The following is a 15411-nucleotide window of genomic DNA, read 5'->3' as shown; positions in this document are numbered from 1 at the left end:
CGTGCGGCGGGGGGTCGTACGACAGGCGGAAGGTGACGGCGCTGAGTCGGATCGCAGGAATGATCATCGCCGCGGGCGGGGGACGCCGGATCGGTGGCCCGGAGGCGTTGCTGCACCAGGGGGAGCGACCCCTGGTGAACCAGGTGCTCGACACCATGCGCGAGGCGGGGTGCGGACCGTTGGTCGTGGTGCTCGGCGCCGCGGCCGACCAGGTCCGGGCAACCGCAGACCTCTCCGGCACGATGGTGGTGGTCAACCGCTCGTGGGGCACCGGAATCGGATCGTCGATCCGACTCGGCCTGAACGCCCTGCCCGATCCCCGGATCGAGGCGGTCGTGGTGGTCCCGGTGGACATGCCGGGCCTGACCACCGCGGCGGTCCGCCGGGTGGCGGCACTGCCCTATCCCGAGGCGCTGGTCTGCGCCACCTACGAGGGGTTGCGCGGCTATCCGATGCTGTTCGGCCGGCGGCACTGGGCGGGCATCGCCGCGCTCGCCAACGCCGACGTCGGCGCCCGGCCCTACCTGATGGCGCACAAGGACGAGATCGTCGACATCGCCTGTGACGCCGTGGCGGACGGCAGCCGGGCGAACACGCCCGAACTGCTCGCCGTCTGGGGACTGACCGTGCCGGTGCCGGCCCAGCGGGTCGCGGTCTGAGGCGACCGCGACCCCGGCGTACCGTCAGATCTCGATGTTGAACCTGCGGAGCACCGACGGCGCCAGCAGGCCGGCCGTGGCGAGCACGGAGACCACGGTGAAGACGCCGCGCAGCACGACCGTCTCCACCTTGCCGCCGACCTTGACGGCGATCTTGTTCGGTATGCCGATCATCAACCACATTCGACGCTTGATCGGGATCGGCCAGAGGATCGGCACACCGGCGCTGGTGATGAAGTCGCCCATGATGTGCACGAAACAGCCGACGCCGACCGCCAGGCCCAGCATCGGATAGCCCCGGTCGTCCGGCAGGTGCAGGAAGGTGAAGTAGGCCGCCGCCAGCGAGACGATGGTGACGATCACCCAGCCGGCCCGCTTCGCCCACTCGTCGAACAGGCCGCGCAGCGCCAACCCGATCATGAAGAAGAGGATGCCGATCACCGCCCACTTGCCGTACGCGGTGCAGAGGGCGGTGGTTCCCCAGCCGACCAGCGCGGTGAACGGCAGGGTGTGGGTCAGGGTGCGGTGGCCGTTGTTGCGGTGCGGATCCTTGCTGAGCTTCGTGGCGTGGTAGACGCCGAGGGAGATCTTCTCCATCACCTCGGCGAAGAACAGCGACACCACACCGAAGGTGCGGGCGACGGTGGCACCACCCTGGTTCTTGGTGACCTTGCCGGACATGTCGAGGTCGGGGAAGAGCGCCCCGCCCGCGCAGACCGCCGTACCGACCGCGATCGCCAGTGGCGACTGCTCGTAACCGGCGAACTGGTCCAGCGCCCAGGACCCGGCCAACCAGACCGCAGCACCGGACAATGCATGGGATGGCCCCATCATTTGCGTACGTCCTTCCCCTGGAGCATCCACATGGCTCCGCCACTGTGCCAAACGGCGGATCGGCAGGCAATCACCATTTGATCCACAGTGCTGTCCGGGTGGTTCCGGGCAGGACGACCGGGCTGGCGCGGCCACTCCGAACGTGATCGGGAATCGCGTTGACTCGCAGCTCAGCGCGGGTGTCGTGGGTGGTCGTACGCCTCCGGCGAGCGGTCGGTGCCGGGGCCGGGAACGGTACCGCCCCGGCGAGCCCCGGCGTGTCGCCGCGAGATCGTCGCAGTCACGCCGGAGAACGAGCCGGTGTGGCCCGGTGGGGCTGGGGTCAGGTGGCCGGTCGGAAACTGGTCTGCAACATCCGCAGATAGCTCTGGTTGACTCCCCAGTCGAACTCCCGGGTCAACCAGGACACCGTGTACGCCCGGCGGGAAGACGTGTTGATCAGCATTCGGGCGGTCTGCACCCGGTCACCGAGGGCGTTGGTCCAGCGACACTCCCAGGTCGCGCCGCCGGCTCCCAGGTCCAGCGGTCCGATGGCGACCTGTTCGTAACCGGTCAACGCGCCGCGCCCGAGCAGCCGCCGCTCCTCCGCGAGCCAGTACGCCTCCGCGTTCCGGGTCGCCGGAGTGGTCGGGTCGATGCTCAGCGTCCGGGCGGTACCGGCCACCGGCTCCCGGAAGCAGACGACCGGTCCGTCGGCGTACCGGCGCCAACCGATCGGTACGGCGATCCGGAAGCCGGACGGATCGGTGTACCAGGTCCAGTTCTTGACGAGTCCGAAGCGCTCCTCGGGCGGATGCGGCGCGGCGGTCACCGTGCTGCTCTCCTCCGGCGGCGGAGCGCACGGGAACGCGGCCGGCACCCGCGTCGTCGACCGATGGGTTCCGGAGGCGTCGGGTGTGGCCGGTTCGCCGCGCTGGTTCCAGAGCACCAGCCCGGTGCCGAGCCCGGTCAGCACGGCGAGGACCCCGGCCGTCGCCAGTACCCACCAGGGGTGCCGGCCGCGCCGACGCCCGCCGGAGGACGGCTCCCACAGCTCGACTGGTGGGCCGGGATCGTCCGGCCGGCCATTCGGGTCCGGTCCACCGGGCCCGTCCCGGTCACCGGGCCGGTACGGGCCGGGGTGCCGGGCCGCGGCACCGCGCCGATCGACTGACCCGGGCTGATCGGTCCCCCCGTACTGCTCGGCCGCTCCGGGCGGGTCGGCAGCCCGCCGCTGGTCCGGCTCGTCGTCGCGATGGGGTGCGAGCGGCTGGTTCGGCCGGAGTCGTTGGTTCGGCTGTGCCCGCTGCTCGGGCTGCGGGCGTTGGTTGGGCGGCCGGCGCTGCCTCGGCTGCTGCCGCCGGTCCGGCTCCGTGCCGGCCGGATCGTCCGGACCGGGCTGATCGGCCTCCGGGCTGACCGGCGAGCGGCGGGCGAGGCTACGGGCCACGGCAAGCGGATCTCGCCCGGACCGCGGCGGCGGTTCGGTGATCCGGCGCAGCAGCCGCTCGACCTCGTCGGCGGTCAGCCGCTGCCGGGGATCCCGGCGGAGCAGCCCGGCCAGTACCGGCCGGAGTGGACCGGCCCGTTTCGGCGGGTCCGGTGGCGCCACCGCGAGCGCGGTCAGGGTGGCCATCGTGGTCGGCCGGCGGTACGGCGACCGGCCCTCCACTGCGGCGTACAGGGTGGCGCCCAGCGACCAGAGGTCGGACTCGACCGTGGACGAGCCGCTCGCGGCCCGTTCCGGGGAGACGTACTGCGGCGAGCCGAGCACGACGCCGTCCCGGGTCAGCGCCCCGTCACCGCCGTCCACGGTGGCCAGACCGAAGTCGGTGAGTACCACCCGCCCGTCGTCGGCGATCAGCACGTTGTGCGGCTTGACGTCCCGGTGCAACACCCCGCCCCGGTGCGCGGCCCGCAGCGCGGCCAGTACGGCCAGGCCCAGCTCGGCGGTCCGCAGCGGGGTGAGGGGGCCGTCCGCGTCGAGCACCTGTTGCACCGAGCGGGACGGGACGTACTCCATCACGATCCAGGGGCACTCGTCGGCGTGCACGACGTCGTAGATCCGTACCACGTTGGGGTGGTTCAGCCGGGCCGCGGTCCGGGCCTCCCGCAGGGTCCGGGCCCGAAGTTCCTGGCGTTCCTCCGGCGTCATCCAGTTCGGCGGGACGACCTGCTTTATCGCGACGGAGCGGTGCAGCATCTCGTCCCGGGCCAGCCAGACCCGCCCCATCCCGCCGCTGCCGACGGTATCCAGCAGCAGGTAACGATCCGCGATCCGTACCTGCTGCACCGGCGGCTTCCCCTCTGTTACCCGCCGTACACGATAGCGAGCGGACAGTGTCTTTCGCATCATCCGTCGCGGCGTAGGTACTGCTCCGGGCGCTGATCGGAAAGAATTTCGCCGACCCCGCCGGCCGAGGGGACCGGTGGGGTCGGCGCGAGCGGGGTCGGGGAGTCAGCAGGCGGCGCCGCCGAGGGCCAGCAGGTTCCCCTCGGGTACGACGATCCGCGGCGAGACGCCGCCCGCCGTAGCCCCGCCGGACCGGGTACGCCCGGCCGCGCTGGCGTACACCGCCGCGGTGCGGGCGGCGATGCTCGCCCAGCCGTACCGCTCGGAGACCATGGTGCGGGCCCGGCGGGCGACCCGACGCGCGAAGACCTCGTCGCCGAGCAGCGAGTCGACGGCGCCGGCCAGCGCGTCCGGATCGCTGTGCGGGAACGTCACCCCGGTGACCCCGGCCTCGACGATCTCGGCGAGCCCGCCGGTGGCGGCGACCGCGAGCGGTGCCCCGGCGGCGGCCGCCTCCAGGGCGACCATCCCGAACGGCTCGTAGAGGCTCGGTACCACCGTGGCGTCGGTGGCGGCGAGCAGCGCCGGCAACTGGCGCTCGGTCATGAACCCGGCGAACCTGACGCTGCGGTCCAGCCCGAGCCCCCGGGCCTGGTCCTGCAACTCCGACCGGTACGGCCCGTCCCCGGCAATCACCACCCGCAGCTCGGGATGCCGCTCCCGCAGCCGGGGTACGGCACGGACCAGGTGCTGCACGCCCTTCTCGTAGACGAGCCGGCCGGCGAAGCCGATCAGCGGCCCGGCCCCGGCGAACCGCTTACGGGCGGCGGCGACCGCCCGGGGCTGCGCCGACCAGGCCCGGTCGTCGACCCCGTTCGGGACCACGTCGAGCTGCCCGGCGGCGAGCCCGAACAGGGCCGCCACCTGGTCCCGCATGTAGCTGGAGCAGGTGATGACCCGGTGCGAGGCGTGGCTGAGCCAGTGCTCGACCGAGTGGATGGTCCGGTTCATCTCGTCGGGCAGCCAGCCCTGGTGCCGGCCCGCCTCGGTGGCGTGGATCGTGGTCACCAGCGGGATGTCCAGGTGGTCGGCGAGGTTGATCGCGGTGTGCGCGACCAGCCAGTCGTGGGCGTGGATCACGTCGTACCGCTGGTTGCGGGTGGCCCGCAGGGCGGTCCGGGTGAGGGTGTGGTTGAAGGCCATGGTCCAGGCCAGCAGGCTCGGGGTGGCCAGCGGGAACCCGACCGGGTCCTCGGGGGCACGCAGCACGTGCACCCCGTCGACGTACGCCTCCACCGGGACGCCCTCGGCGTGCCGGGTCACCACCGTCACCTGGTGCCCGGCGGCGGCCAGTGCGGTGGCCAGGGCGTGTACGTGCCGACCCAGCCCGCCGACCAGCACCGGCGGGTACTCCCAGGAGAGGATCAGTACGCGTTGCGGGTGGGCCGCGGGGAAGTTGATGACCTCGGCGTTCGGTGACATGGCCCAGCCCCCTTCGAGTTGACTCCCGGGCAGGCGCGACCGGACACCTGGGACGGGTGTCGACGCGTTCTCGGGTTGGGGCCCATACTGCCGGCGCCGGAAAAACCGGTGAAGACGTCGCCGTTGCGGGGATGTAACGCCGGTCGGTCAGCTTGGTCGTACCCGTAGAAGTTCCGCGACCGACCAGGCCTGGAACGGCGTTCCGGTGCCGTCGTGCGGTGCCGCCGCGTCCGCGGTCTCGCTCACCGACCCGAGGCCGAACTCGGACAGGTGCGCGGTCAGCCCGGCGAACGTCTCGTCGGTGGGCAGCCCGGCCCGGCGGCAGGCGTCCGCGTACGGGCCGATCAGCCAGGGCCAGACGGTGCCCTGGTGGTAGCCGGAGTCGCGCTCGGCCGGACCGCCCCGGTGCCGCTCGACGTACCCCGGGCTGCCCGGGGCGAGGCTGCGCGGGCCGAGCGGGGTCAGCAGCGCGTCGGCGAGCCGGCGCAGGGTCGCCGGGTCCGGGTCCAGCGGGGCGTGCGGCAGCGACCAGGCGAGGAGCTGGTTCGGCCGGAGCAGGTCGTCGTCGTGCCGGGCGGCGGCGCCCCGCGGGTAGACCGGCGGCGGGGCGTCGACCACGTCGTACAGCCAACCGGCCGGGGCCGGGAACCGGCGCCGGAACGCCGCGCGGGCCCGGTCCCGGGCGGCGGGCAGCGGACCGGCATCCTGGCCGAGCAGGTCGGCCAGCTCGGCGACGGCGGCCAGCCCGTTGATCCAGAGCGCGTTCACCTCGACCGGCTTGCCTGCCCGCTGGGTCACCGGCTCGCCGTCGACCCGGGCGTCCATCCAGGTCAGCGCCTCCCCGGCACAGCCCTGGGTGAGTAGCCCGTCGGCCGGGTCCACCCCGATGCCGTATCGGGCGCCCCGGAAGGCCGCCGTCCCGCCGCCCGCGGCGGCCCGGGGGTCGGTACGGAGGTGGCCGAGCAGCACCGCGCGCAGCGCCGGCAGCAGTTCGGCGCCGAGATCGGTGTCCTCGGCGACCGCCACGTGCCGGGCCACGGCGTGCAGGAACCAGAGCGTGCCGTCCGTGGTGTTGTACTCCGGTCGGCCGGTGTCGGCGGTGTTCGCCAGCATCCCGTCCGAAAGCGCCCCGGCGTACGCCCGGAGCAGGTCCCGGCCCTCGTCCGCCCGGCCGGTACTCAGGAACAGCCCCTCGTAGGCGATCATCGTGTCCCGGGACCAGGCCCCGAACCACGGATAGCCGGCCACCACGTCCGGGCCGGCGCTGGTCCGGACCACGAACGCGTCGGCGGCCAGGGTCAGCGTCGCGGCCACCTCGTCGGTCGGCTTGCCGGCCGCCACCACCCGGCGGTTGCGCCGCCGGGCCGCCTCGATCAGCTCGTCGGCCGGCGGCGGCTCGTCGGCCAGGTCGCCGGCCCAGGCGAGTACCGAGACGCTGTCACCGGGCCGGTCGAGTGCGCCGGTGAACCGCCCCGCGTACCAGAGGTCCTCCTCCGGGGTCAGCCCCCGGGCCGCCTCCTGCCGGTGGTACACGCCGTGCCACCACTGCCCCTGCGGCGCCCAGTCCGGCCCGGCCAGCCGGAACGCGTCCTCGACCACCGCCCCGCCGGCAGCCGGCTCGACCTGGGGCGGTGGTCCCGCCGCGCCCCGCTCGCCGTGGCCGTCCCGCCAGGTGACCACCGCGGCCAGGCCGAGCCGGGCCGGGCCGCCGGAGACGAGCCGGTGCCGGACCGCCAGGGCGGACCGGCCATGCACCAGCGCCAGATCACGCTCCAGCACCAGGTCGCCGATCCGCCACCGCCAGCGCGGCAGCCCGTCCACGAGGTCGAAGCGTTCCAGCAGTTCGAAGCCGCGCGGGTCGACGTCGCCGGACCGCCACTCGTGGGCGCCGAGCCGTACCGTGGCGCCGGACGGCAGGATCAGCTCGGGGTCCAGGCTGACCAGGCCGAGCCGGCGGGCCGCCGGGGTTTCCCCCGCGATCACCAGCAGCCCGTGGTAGCGGCGGGTACGCAGCCCGCTCACGGTGCCCATCGCGTACCCGCCCAGGCCGTCCGGGACCAGCCACTCCCGGTCGACGCCGGACTCCAGGTGACCGCAGACCCGCGGCCCGAACTCGATCGGCAGCATGGCGCCCATGATGCCCTCCCCGGGTGACCGGGCACACACGGGTGGTGCCGAGGCGTTCCCATGATCCTGACCGGGTATGACCGAACCGATAACAATGATCGGTAAGGATGACCGGGACGGTTCGGTCGGATGACGGGCGGGGATCGGATGGATGACCGGCGGGACGCGGAGCGGGCCCGGCTGGCCCAGGCGGATGCCGGGGAGGAGCCCTGGCGCGGCTGGGGCCCGTACCTGGCCGAGCGGGCCTGGGGGACGGTCCGGGAGGACTACAGCGAGCACGGTACGGCCTGGGACTACTTCCCGCACGACCACGCCCGTTCCCGGGCATACCGGTGGAACGAGGACGGGATGGCGGGGATCTGCGACGAGTGGCAGACCTTCTGCTTCGGGCTCGCCCTGTGGAACGGTGCCGACCCGATCCTGAAGGAGCGGATGTTCGGGCTGGGCGGGGACGGCGGCAACCACGGCGAGGACGTCAAGGACTACTGGTGGTACCTGGACTCCACCCCGACGCACTCCTTCATGCGCTGGCGTTACCACTACCCGCAGGCCGCCTTCCCGTACGACGAACTGGTCGCGGTTAACGGCGAGCGCGGCCGGGACGAGACCGAGTACGAGCTGGTCGACACCGGGGTCTTCGACGACGACCGGTACTGGGTGGTGACGGTCGACTACGCCAAGGCGTCACCGACCGACATGTGCGTGCTGATCACCGTGGCCAACCGGGGTGACCAGGAGGCCCGGCTGCACGTGCTGCCCACGCTGTGGTTCCGGAACACCTGGTCCTGGGGGCTGCCGGGGCGGGACCAGGTGCCGAAGCTGGTCGGCTCGCCGGGCCGGCTGGTCGGTGAGCACTGGGTGCTCGGGCAACTCGTGCTCGAAGGTGACGGCGAGCCGACCACACTGCTCTGCGACAACGAGACCAACACCGACCGGCTGTGGGGGTTGCCGGGCCGGAGCCCGTACCCGAAGGACGGCATCAACGACCACGTGGTGAGCGGCGCCGACACGGTCAACCCGGCCGGCGAGGGCACCAAGGGGGCGCTGCACTACGTCCTGGACGTACCGGCGCGCGGCGAGGCGAAGATCCGGATCCGGCTCAGCCGTACCTCCCCGCCGCCGGCCAACCAGCCCGCGCCGGTGCTGGATCTCGGCACGGACTTCGGGACCGTCATGGCGACCCGGCAGGCCGAGGCGGACGAGTTCTTCGGGCGGCTGATTCCGGACGGGGCGTCCCGGGAGGAGGCCGCGGTGGCCCGGCAGGCGATCGCCGGGCTGATGTGGGGCAAGCAGTTCTACCACTTCGACGTGCAGCAGTGGCTGAACGGCGACCCGGCCGCCACGCCGCCGCCGGACGGGCACCGGTTCGGCCGGAACAGCTCCTGGCGGCACATGAACAGCTTCGACGTCATCTCCATGCCCGACCCCTGGGAGTATCCCTGGTACGCCGCCTGGGACCTGGCCTTCCACTGCGTGACCATCGCCCGGGTCGATCCCGGGTTCGCCAAGTCGCAACTGCTGTTGCTGCTCCGCGAGTGGTACCTGCACCCGAACGGGCAGATCCCGGCGTACGAGTGGGCGTTCGGCGACGTGAACCCGCCGGTGCACGCCTGGGCGGCGCTGAAGGTGTTCGAGATCGACGGCGGGCGGGACTTCGACTTCCTCGCCCGGATGATGCACAAACTGCTGCTGAACTTCACCTGGTGGGTGAACCGGAAGGACATCGGCGGCAACAACGTCTTCGAGGGCGGCTTCCTCGGGCTGGACAACGTCGGCCCGTTCGACCGCTCCGCCGCGCTGCCGGTGGCCGGGGTGCTGGAGCAGTCCGACGGCACCGGCTGGATGGCCATGTACGCGCTCAACCTGCTCGACATGGCGCTGATCCTGGCGGTGCACGACCCGACGTACTCCGACATCGCGACGAAGTTCTTCGAGCACTTCGCGTACATCGCGGCGGCCGCGTACGACCAGGGCCTCTGGGACGAGGAGGACGCCTTCTTCTACGACGTCCTGCGGCTGCCGGACGGGACCAGTACGCCGTTGAAGGTGCGTTCGGTGGTCGGCCTGCTGCCGCTGGCCGCGATCACCCGGCTCACCACCGTGACGTTGAACCGGCTGCCGGAGCTGACCGCCCGGCTGCGCTGGTTCCTGGCCAACAAGCCGGAGTACGCGAGCGTGATCGGGGCTCGCCGGCTGGGTGGTGACGGGCGGCAGCAGCGGCTGCTCTCCATGGTCGGCCCGGACCAGGTGGTCCGACTGCTGGCCCGGATGCTGGACGAGGAGGAGTTCCTGTCCCCGTACGGGCTGCGTACGCTGTCCCGGCGGCACCTGGCGGAGCCGTTCACGGTGGAGATGGGCGGTCAGGAGTTCACCGTCGGCTACGAGCCGGCGGAGTCGACCTCCGGTCTCTTCGGCGGCAACTCCAACTGGCGCGGTCCGATCTGGATGCCGACCAACTTCATGCTGATCTCCGCGCTGCGCGACCACGCCGCGTTCTTCGGCGACGACCTGCTGGTGGAATATCCCACCCGGTCCGGCAGCAAGCACACCCTGACCGAGATCGCCGACGACCTCTCGGCCCGGCTGATCTCGTTGTTCGTCCCGGACACCTGGGGGCGGCGGCCGATCTACGGCATCTGTGAGCTGTTCCAGACCCACCCCGACTGGAAGGACCTGATCGCCTTTCCCGAGTACTTCCACGGCGACAACGGTGCCGGCCTCGGCGCCTGGCACCAGACCGGCTGGACCGCCCTGGTCGCCGACCTCATCCTCACCCTCCGCCGGTAAGGAAGGGCCCCCCGTTATCGCTTTCTGTCGATAAAGGGCCCCTTCTTAACACCCGTCGGCACGGAAAGTGACCCAGGCCACATGGACTGGATGCCGACTGACCTGCTGTCGGTTACTGTCCGCCAGTAATCCAACACTCCTCGTAGTGTCCCCGTAGTCGATCTCCGGGGCGACGTCGCGGCACCGCCGGGCGAGCCCCGGGCATCGGCGGGAGGGGAGAAGGATGGGGATGAGGATTCCCAGTACGTTCCAGCAGCGGTGGACGGCCGTACCGCTCGCGATCGGTCTGGTGGTCGCGCTGACCGCGACCCTGGCACCCGGGGCACCGGCGTCCGCGGCGTCGGCGACGCCCACGGCACCGGCCAAGGAGACGATCCGGCACCTCGGTGGCAGCACCGCGGTCGCGGACAGCTACCTCGTGGTCTTCAAGGACACGTCGGTCGAGACCGCCTCGGTGTCCGCCCGGGCGGACACCCTCGCCGCCCGGGTCGGCGCCCGGGTCGCGCGGACCTACCGGCACGCGTTGCGCGGCTTCGAACTGGCCGGCGACACCGGGGCGGCCCGGCGGATCGCGGCAGACCCCTCGGTGGCGTACGTCGAGCAGAACCACCGGGTACGGATCTCCGGCACCCAGACCCCGACCCCGTCCTGGGGACTGGACCGGATCGACCGGCGCCCACTGGCGCTGGACAACAGCTACACGTACCCGACCACCGGCGCCGGGGTCCGGGTGTACATCCTCGACACCGGCATCCGGTTCACCCACACCACCTTCGGCGGCCGGGCGGTCTCCGGCTTCGACGCGATCGACGGCGGACCCGCGAGCGACTGCCACGGGCACGGCACCCACGTCGCCGGCACCGCGGGCGGCACCATCCACGGGGTCGCCAAGGGCGTGACGCTGGTCGGCGTACGGGTGCTCGACTGCGACGGCGGCGGAACGACCGCCCAGGTCGTCGCCGGTATCGACTGGGTCACCGGCGACCACGATCCCGGTGAGCGGGCCGTGGCGAACATGAGCCTCGGCGGACCGGTCTCGACCGCCATGAACACGGCGGTGGTGAACTCCATCGCCGACGGGGTCAGCTACGCCGTCGCGGCCGGCAACGACAACGTCGACGCGTGCGGCAGCTCGCCGGCCGCCGTCCCCGCCGCGATCACCGTCGCGGCCACCGGGGGTGCGCAGGGCGGCCCCGGCCGCAGCGACGCCCGGGCCTCCTTCTCCAGCCACGGCAGCTGCGTCGACATCTTCGCGCCCGGCGTGGCGATCACGTCGTCCACGATCACCAGCGACACCTCCAGCGAGTCGTGGGACGGCACCTCGATGGCGAGCCCGCACGTGGCCGGCGCGGCCGCGCTCGTACTGGCGCAGAACCCGTCCTTCACCCCCCTCCAGGTCCGCGACCACCTGGTCAACAACGGCACCACCGGACTGGTCACCAACCCTGGCACCGGCTCGCCGAACGTCCTGCTGTACGTCGCCGACACCAGGCCACCGGCACACGACTTCGCCATCTCGGTCGCCCCGGCGGCCGGCTCGGTCCCGCCGGGCGGTTCGGTGAGTACGACGGTGTCGACCCGGATCACGGCCGGCTCCGCCCAGACCGTCACCCTCGGCGCCACCGGCCTGCCGGCCGGGGTCACCGCGTCGTTCAGCCCGGCGGCGCTGCCCGCCGGTCGGTCGTCGGTCCTGACCCTGCGGGTCGCGGCGACGACCCCGCCCGGCGTCTATCCACTCACGATCACCGGCACCAGCCGGTACGCCAGCCGCCTGGTGAGGTACACGCTGACCGTCACGAACCCGCCCGGCTGCGTGGGGACGAACAATACCGACGTCGAGATTCCGGACCTGTCCACGGCCGAGAGCGCGGTGGCGATCTCGGGGTGCCCGGGTCGGGCGTCGGCGTCGAGTTCGGTCCGGGTACGCATCGTGCACACGTTCCGCAGCGACCTGGTGGTGAGCCTGGTGGCGCCGGACGGGAGCGCGTACGTGCTGCACAACCAGACCGGTGGCGGCGAGGACAACATCGACCGGAGCTTCCCGGTCAACCTGTCGAGCGAGGTGGGCAACGGCAGGTGGCGGCTGCGGGTGCAGGACCGGGCGGGCTGGGACGTCGGTCATATCGACACCTGGACGGTCAACCTCGGCGGCAACGGTCCGGTGTTCTGCTCCGGCAGCAACGGTACCGACCTGACCATTCCCGACCCGGGCACGGTGCAGAGCACGATCGCGCTCACCGGCTGCTCGGGCGTCGCGTCCCGGACCAGCGAGGTCGCCGTGGTGATCCCGCACGGGGCCGTCAGTGACCTGGTGCTGCGCCTGGTCGCGCCCGACGGCAGTTCCTATCTGCTGCGCGACCGCACCGGTGGCTTCGAGGGCATCGTCGACCAGGTATTCGTGGTGGACCTCTCGCGGGAGACCCGCAACGGCAGCTGGCGGCTGCGGGTGCAGGACACGGTGAGCGGTGTCACCGGTTACCTGGACGTCTGGTCACTCACCCTCTGAGGTGTTAGGAAGGGCCCCTTCTTATACAGAAAACGATAAGAAGGGGCCCTTCCTTACATGCGTACGGCTCCGTCGCGGAGCACCGCGTGCACGCCGACGGTCTGGTTGACGATCTGGGTGACCCGGACGTCCACCGCGACGCTGGCCAGCGCGACCGCGTCGGGCCGGCCGATGCCGTGCAGCCGTTCCAGGAGCGTCAGCATCGAGTTCAGCGCGGTGAACGTCGCGTCGTCGAGCGTCGGGCCCACCCCCATGGTCAGCCAGGCGTCGGCGGTCCGGGCGACGGGTCCGGTGACCGGGAAGTCGTCCCACAGGTCGAAGGTCAGCACGACCTCGTCCATCGGACACTCGACGGCGGTGCCGCCCACCTCGCCGTCGCCCTGGGCGGCGTGCCCGTCGCCGACCGAGAAGAGCGCGCCGTCGACCGGGATCGGCAACAGCAGCGTGCTGCCGGCGACCAGTTCCCGGCAGTCCAGGTTGCCGCCGTGCGGCCGGGGCGGGATCGTCGAGTGCCGTCCGGGTTCCGCCGGCGGCATTCCGAGCACCCCCATGAACGGCCGCAGCGCGATGGTGTGGCCGTGCTGGTTCCGGCCGGTCATCGCCACCGGGTCGAGCTGCCAGGCGTGCACGACCCCGGTCTCCTCGACGCCGTACCGCTGGTTGAACGGGCTGGGCCAGCCGCCGGCGACCGTGGTACCCCAACCGGCCGGTACGACGGCGTCGATCCGTACCGCGAGGGTTCCGCCGACCTCGGCGCCGCGTACGGCCACCGGGCCGATCAGCGCGTGGCCGCAGTCGGGCTGGTGCTGCGGAACCCGGGGTCGGTCCCGGTTGCGTCCGCCGGGGTAGGGGCCGGCCGACCACCAGCAGTCCAGGGTTCGGAACTCGACGGTGTCGCCCGGGTCGATGGTGAGCACCGGCGGGAGATCCCGGGAGAAGTGACCGTGCAGGGTCGCGTCGCCGGGTACGAGGGTGTGCCGCATCCGGGCAGGCTAATCCACTTTGCTCAGGTCGTGGACCTGCGGCGAATATCAGTGGCTCTTGAATATATCGGTGACAGGTATATATCTTGTCGGCGTGATACCACGGGGGACGCTTCCGGGACCGGTCGTCGTCGCCGGACTGTTCATCGCCGCCGGGCTGGCCTGGCGGGCCTGGCTCACCATGCTGGTGGTGCCGCGGACCAACAGCGACGAGGCGCTGATCGGTCTGATGGCGACCGACATCGCCGAGGGAGCCGCGGCGCCGGCCTTCCTCTACGGGCAGCACTACATGGGGGCGGCCGAGGCATGGTTGGCCGCGCCCGTGGTGTGGCTCGTGGGTCCGTCCGTGCCGGCGCTGCGACTTCCGACCACGGTGGCCTACCTGGTCTTCGCGGTGCTGCTCTACCGGCTCACGGCGCGGCTCTACTCGCCCTGGTTCGCGGTTCTCGTCACCGGCCTGCTGGCGGTGGGATCGGACCGGGTCGTCAAGGACCAGCTCATCGCCAACGGCTTCGCCTGGATCGTGCCGGGCTGTGCCGCCCTGCTCTGGGGTGCGCTGCGGCTGGCCGACCCACCGGGTCGGGACAACCGCCGGTCTGCCGGGGCGGTGGGCCCGGCCGGCCTCCGGTTCGCCGGATTCGCCGGCTGGGGACTGGTCGCCGGGCTGGTGGTCTGGACGGACTGGCTCGCCGCGCCGTACCTGCTGGGCGCGTTCGCGTTGCTGGTGGCGGGTTGCCGGCGCGATTTGCTCGGCCGGGCTGGCCTGCTGGTCGGCGCCGGCTTCCTGGTCGGGGTGGCACCGCAACTGCTGCACGATCTGACCAGCCCGCTGGCGGACAACTCGACCCTTGCCTACCTGCGGATGGCCTTCGGGCAGGACCCTCCCGGGGAGCCACCGGGCGCGCTGGCCCGGCTGCACGGTGGCCTGATGATCGGTGTTCCGATGCGGATGGGACTCTGCGGGCCCGGCTCATGTGCACCGCTGGCCCAGCTCTGCGGGCCGGTCATCGTCGGGTTGCTGATCGGCGTCGTGTCGCGCGGCGCATGGACCGCCCGTACGCCTGGCGCCCGGACGGCCCGTACGGCGGGGCGGCTCGCGCTCGCCGTGCCGGGGCTGCTCACGATCGGGCTCTACGCGGCCAGTTCACCGGCCGGCGCGACGCCGACCGAGAGCGTCAGGTACCTGTGCTGTCTGGTGATCTCGCTTCCCGCCGTACTCTGGCCGCTCTGGTCACTGGCCCGGCGGACCGGGCGGGTCCGGTCGGCCTGGCCGGCCCGCGCGGCGATCGCGATCCTGGCGGCGGCGGCCGGGGCGGCCGGTCTGGCCGTCGGGTCCACGGTCGACGGACACCGGCAGGCGGCCGTCGACGAGCGCGCCCTGATCGCCGAACTGGACCGACGTGGTATCGACCGGCTGTACACCGACTACTGGACCTGTCAGCGGCTGATGTTCGCCACCTCGCGCCGGATCGGCTGTGCGAGCGTGACGGCGCTATTGCGGCGTGGGGCCGACAAGGTGCCGGGGGCCCGGCACCAGATCGAGACGGCGGCACGACCGGTGTACGTCTTCGCGTCGGGCGGGCCGGAGGAGACCGCGTTCGCCGGCTACCTGCGGGTGCTGCCCGAGGGCCCGGCGGTGCTGGCCGGTGCGGTCGAGGTCGCCGGCTACCGGCTGTACGCGCCGGACGGACGGCTGGCGGTGCCGGTCGACCGGCCCGACAGGTCGGATCGTTGATATGTCGGCTGCCGGCATATATCCTG

9 protein-coding genes are annotated in these 15411 nt (G+C 72.3%); 4 read left to right on the top strand and 5 right to left on the bottom strand.

What is annotated here, in order from left to right; genetic code table 11:
* Nucleotides 1-59 precede the first annotated feature (59 nt).
* Nucleotides 60-659, top strand: coding sequence for a nucleotidyltransferase family protein (locus H4W31_RS37840; protein ID WP_192770989.1), 600 nt, complete (start codon nt 60-62; stop codon nt 657-659).
* A gap of 24 nt (nt 660-683) precedes the next feature.
* On the opposite strand, the gene H4W31_RS37835 is transcribed toward H4W31_RS37840, so the two are convergent.
* The 4 genes from H4W31_RS37835 to H4W31_RS37820 form a co-directional block, all read right to left on the bottom strand.
* Nucleotides 684-1493, bottom strand: a complete 810-nt coding sequence (locus tag H4W31_RS37835; RefSeq protein ID WP_192770988.1) for a metal-dependent hydrolase — start codon at nt 1491-1493, stop codon at nt 684-686.
* 322 nt (nt 1494-1815) lie between these two features.
* Nucleotides 1816-3765 carry a protein kinase domain-containing protein gene (locus H4W31_RS37830; RefSeq protein WP_192770987.1) on the bottom strand — a complete coding sequence of 650 codons (1950 nt, stop codon included), beginning with the start codon at nt 3763-3765 and terminating at the stop codon, nt 1816-1818.
* A gap of 165 nt (nt 3766-3930) precedes the next feature.
* Entirely contained in the window at nt 3931-5247 is a 1317-nt protein-coding gene (locus H4W31_RS37825) for a glycosyltransferase family 4 protein (RefSeq protein WP_192770986.1), read from the bottom strand.
* 147 nt (nt 5248-5394) lie between these two features.
* Nucleotides 5395-7374: an amylo-alpha-1,6-glucosidase gene (locus H4W31_RS37820; RefSeq protein ID WP_192772712.1), complete on the bottom strand. Its 1980-nt coding sequence runs from the start codon at nt 7372-7374 to the stop codon at nt 5395-5397.
* Between the two features lie 147 nt (nt 7375-7521).
* Here H4W31_RS37820 and H4W31_RS37815 point away from each other — a divergent pair, with 147 nt between their 5' ends.
* The gene (locus tag H4W31_RS37815; protein ID WP_192770985.1) at nt 7522-10161 is read left to right on the top strand and encodes an MGH1-like glycoside hydrolase domain-containing protein; all 2640 of its coding nucleotides are present in this window, start codon (nt 7522-7524) and stop codon (nt 10159-10161) included.
* A gap of 229 nt (nt 10162-10390) precedes the next feature.
* Nucleotides 10391-12667 (top strand): S8 family peptidase, encoded by a 2277-nt coding sequence (locus H4W31_RS37810; protein ID WP_192770984.1) that lies wholly within the window; start codon nt 10391-10393, stop codon nt 12665-12667.
* Between the two features lie 53 nt (nt 12668-12720).
* Here the strand turns inward: H4W31_RS37810 and H4W31_RS37805 are convergent, their stop codons facing one another.
* Complete coding sequence (locus tag H4W31_RS37805; RefSeq protein WP_192770983.1) at nt 12721-13650, bottom strand: acetamidase/formamidase family protein; 930 nt, start codon at nt 13648-13650, stop codon at nt 12721-12723.
* A gap of 94 nt (nt 13651-13744) precedes the next feature.
* Here H4W31_RS37805 and H4W31_RS37800 point away from each other — a divergent pair, with 94 nt between their 5' ends.
* Nucleotides 13745-15385, top strand: coding sequence for a glycosyltransferase family protein (locus H4W31_RS37800; protein WP_192770982.1), 1641 nt, complete (start codon nt 13745-13747; stop codon nt 15383-15385).
* Nucleotides 15386-15411: the final 26 nt, after the last annotated feature.

It is taken from the genome of Plantactinospora soyae, from assembly GCF_014874095.1.
Classification (GTDB): Bacteria; Actinomycetota; Actinomycetes; order Mycobacteriales; family Micromonosporaceae; genus Plantactinospora; species Plantactinospora soyae.
The sequence above is the reverse complement of the archived record's forward strand: the minus strand, read 5'-3'. Positions and strand labels throughout refer to the sequence as shown.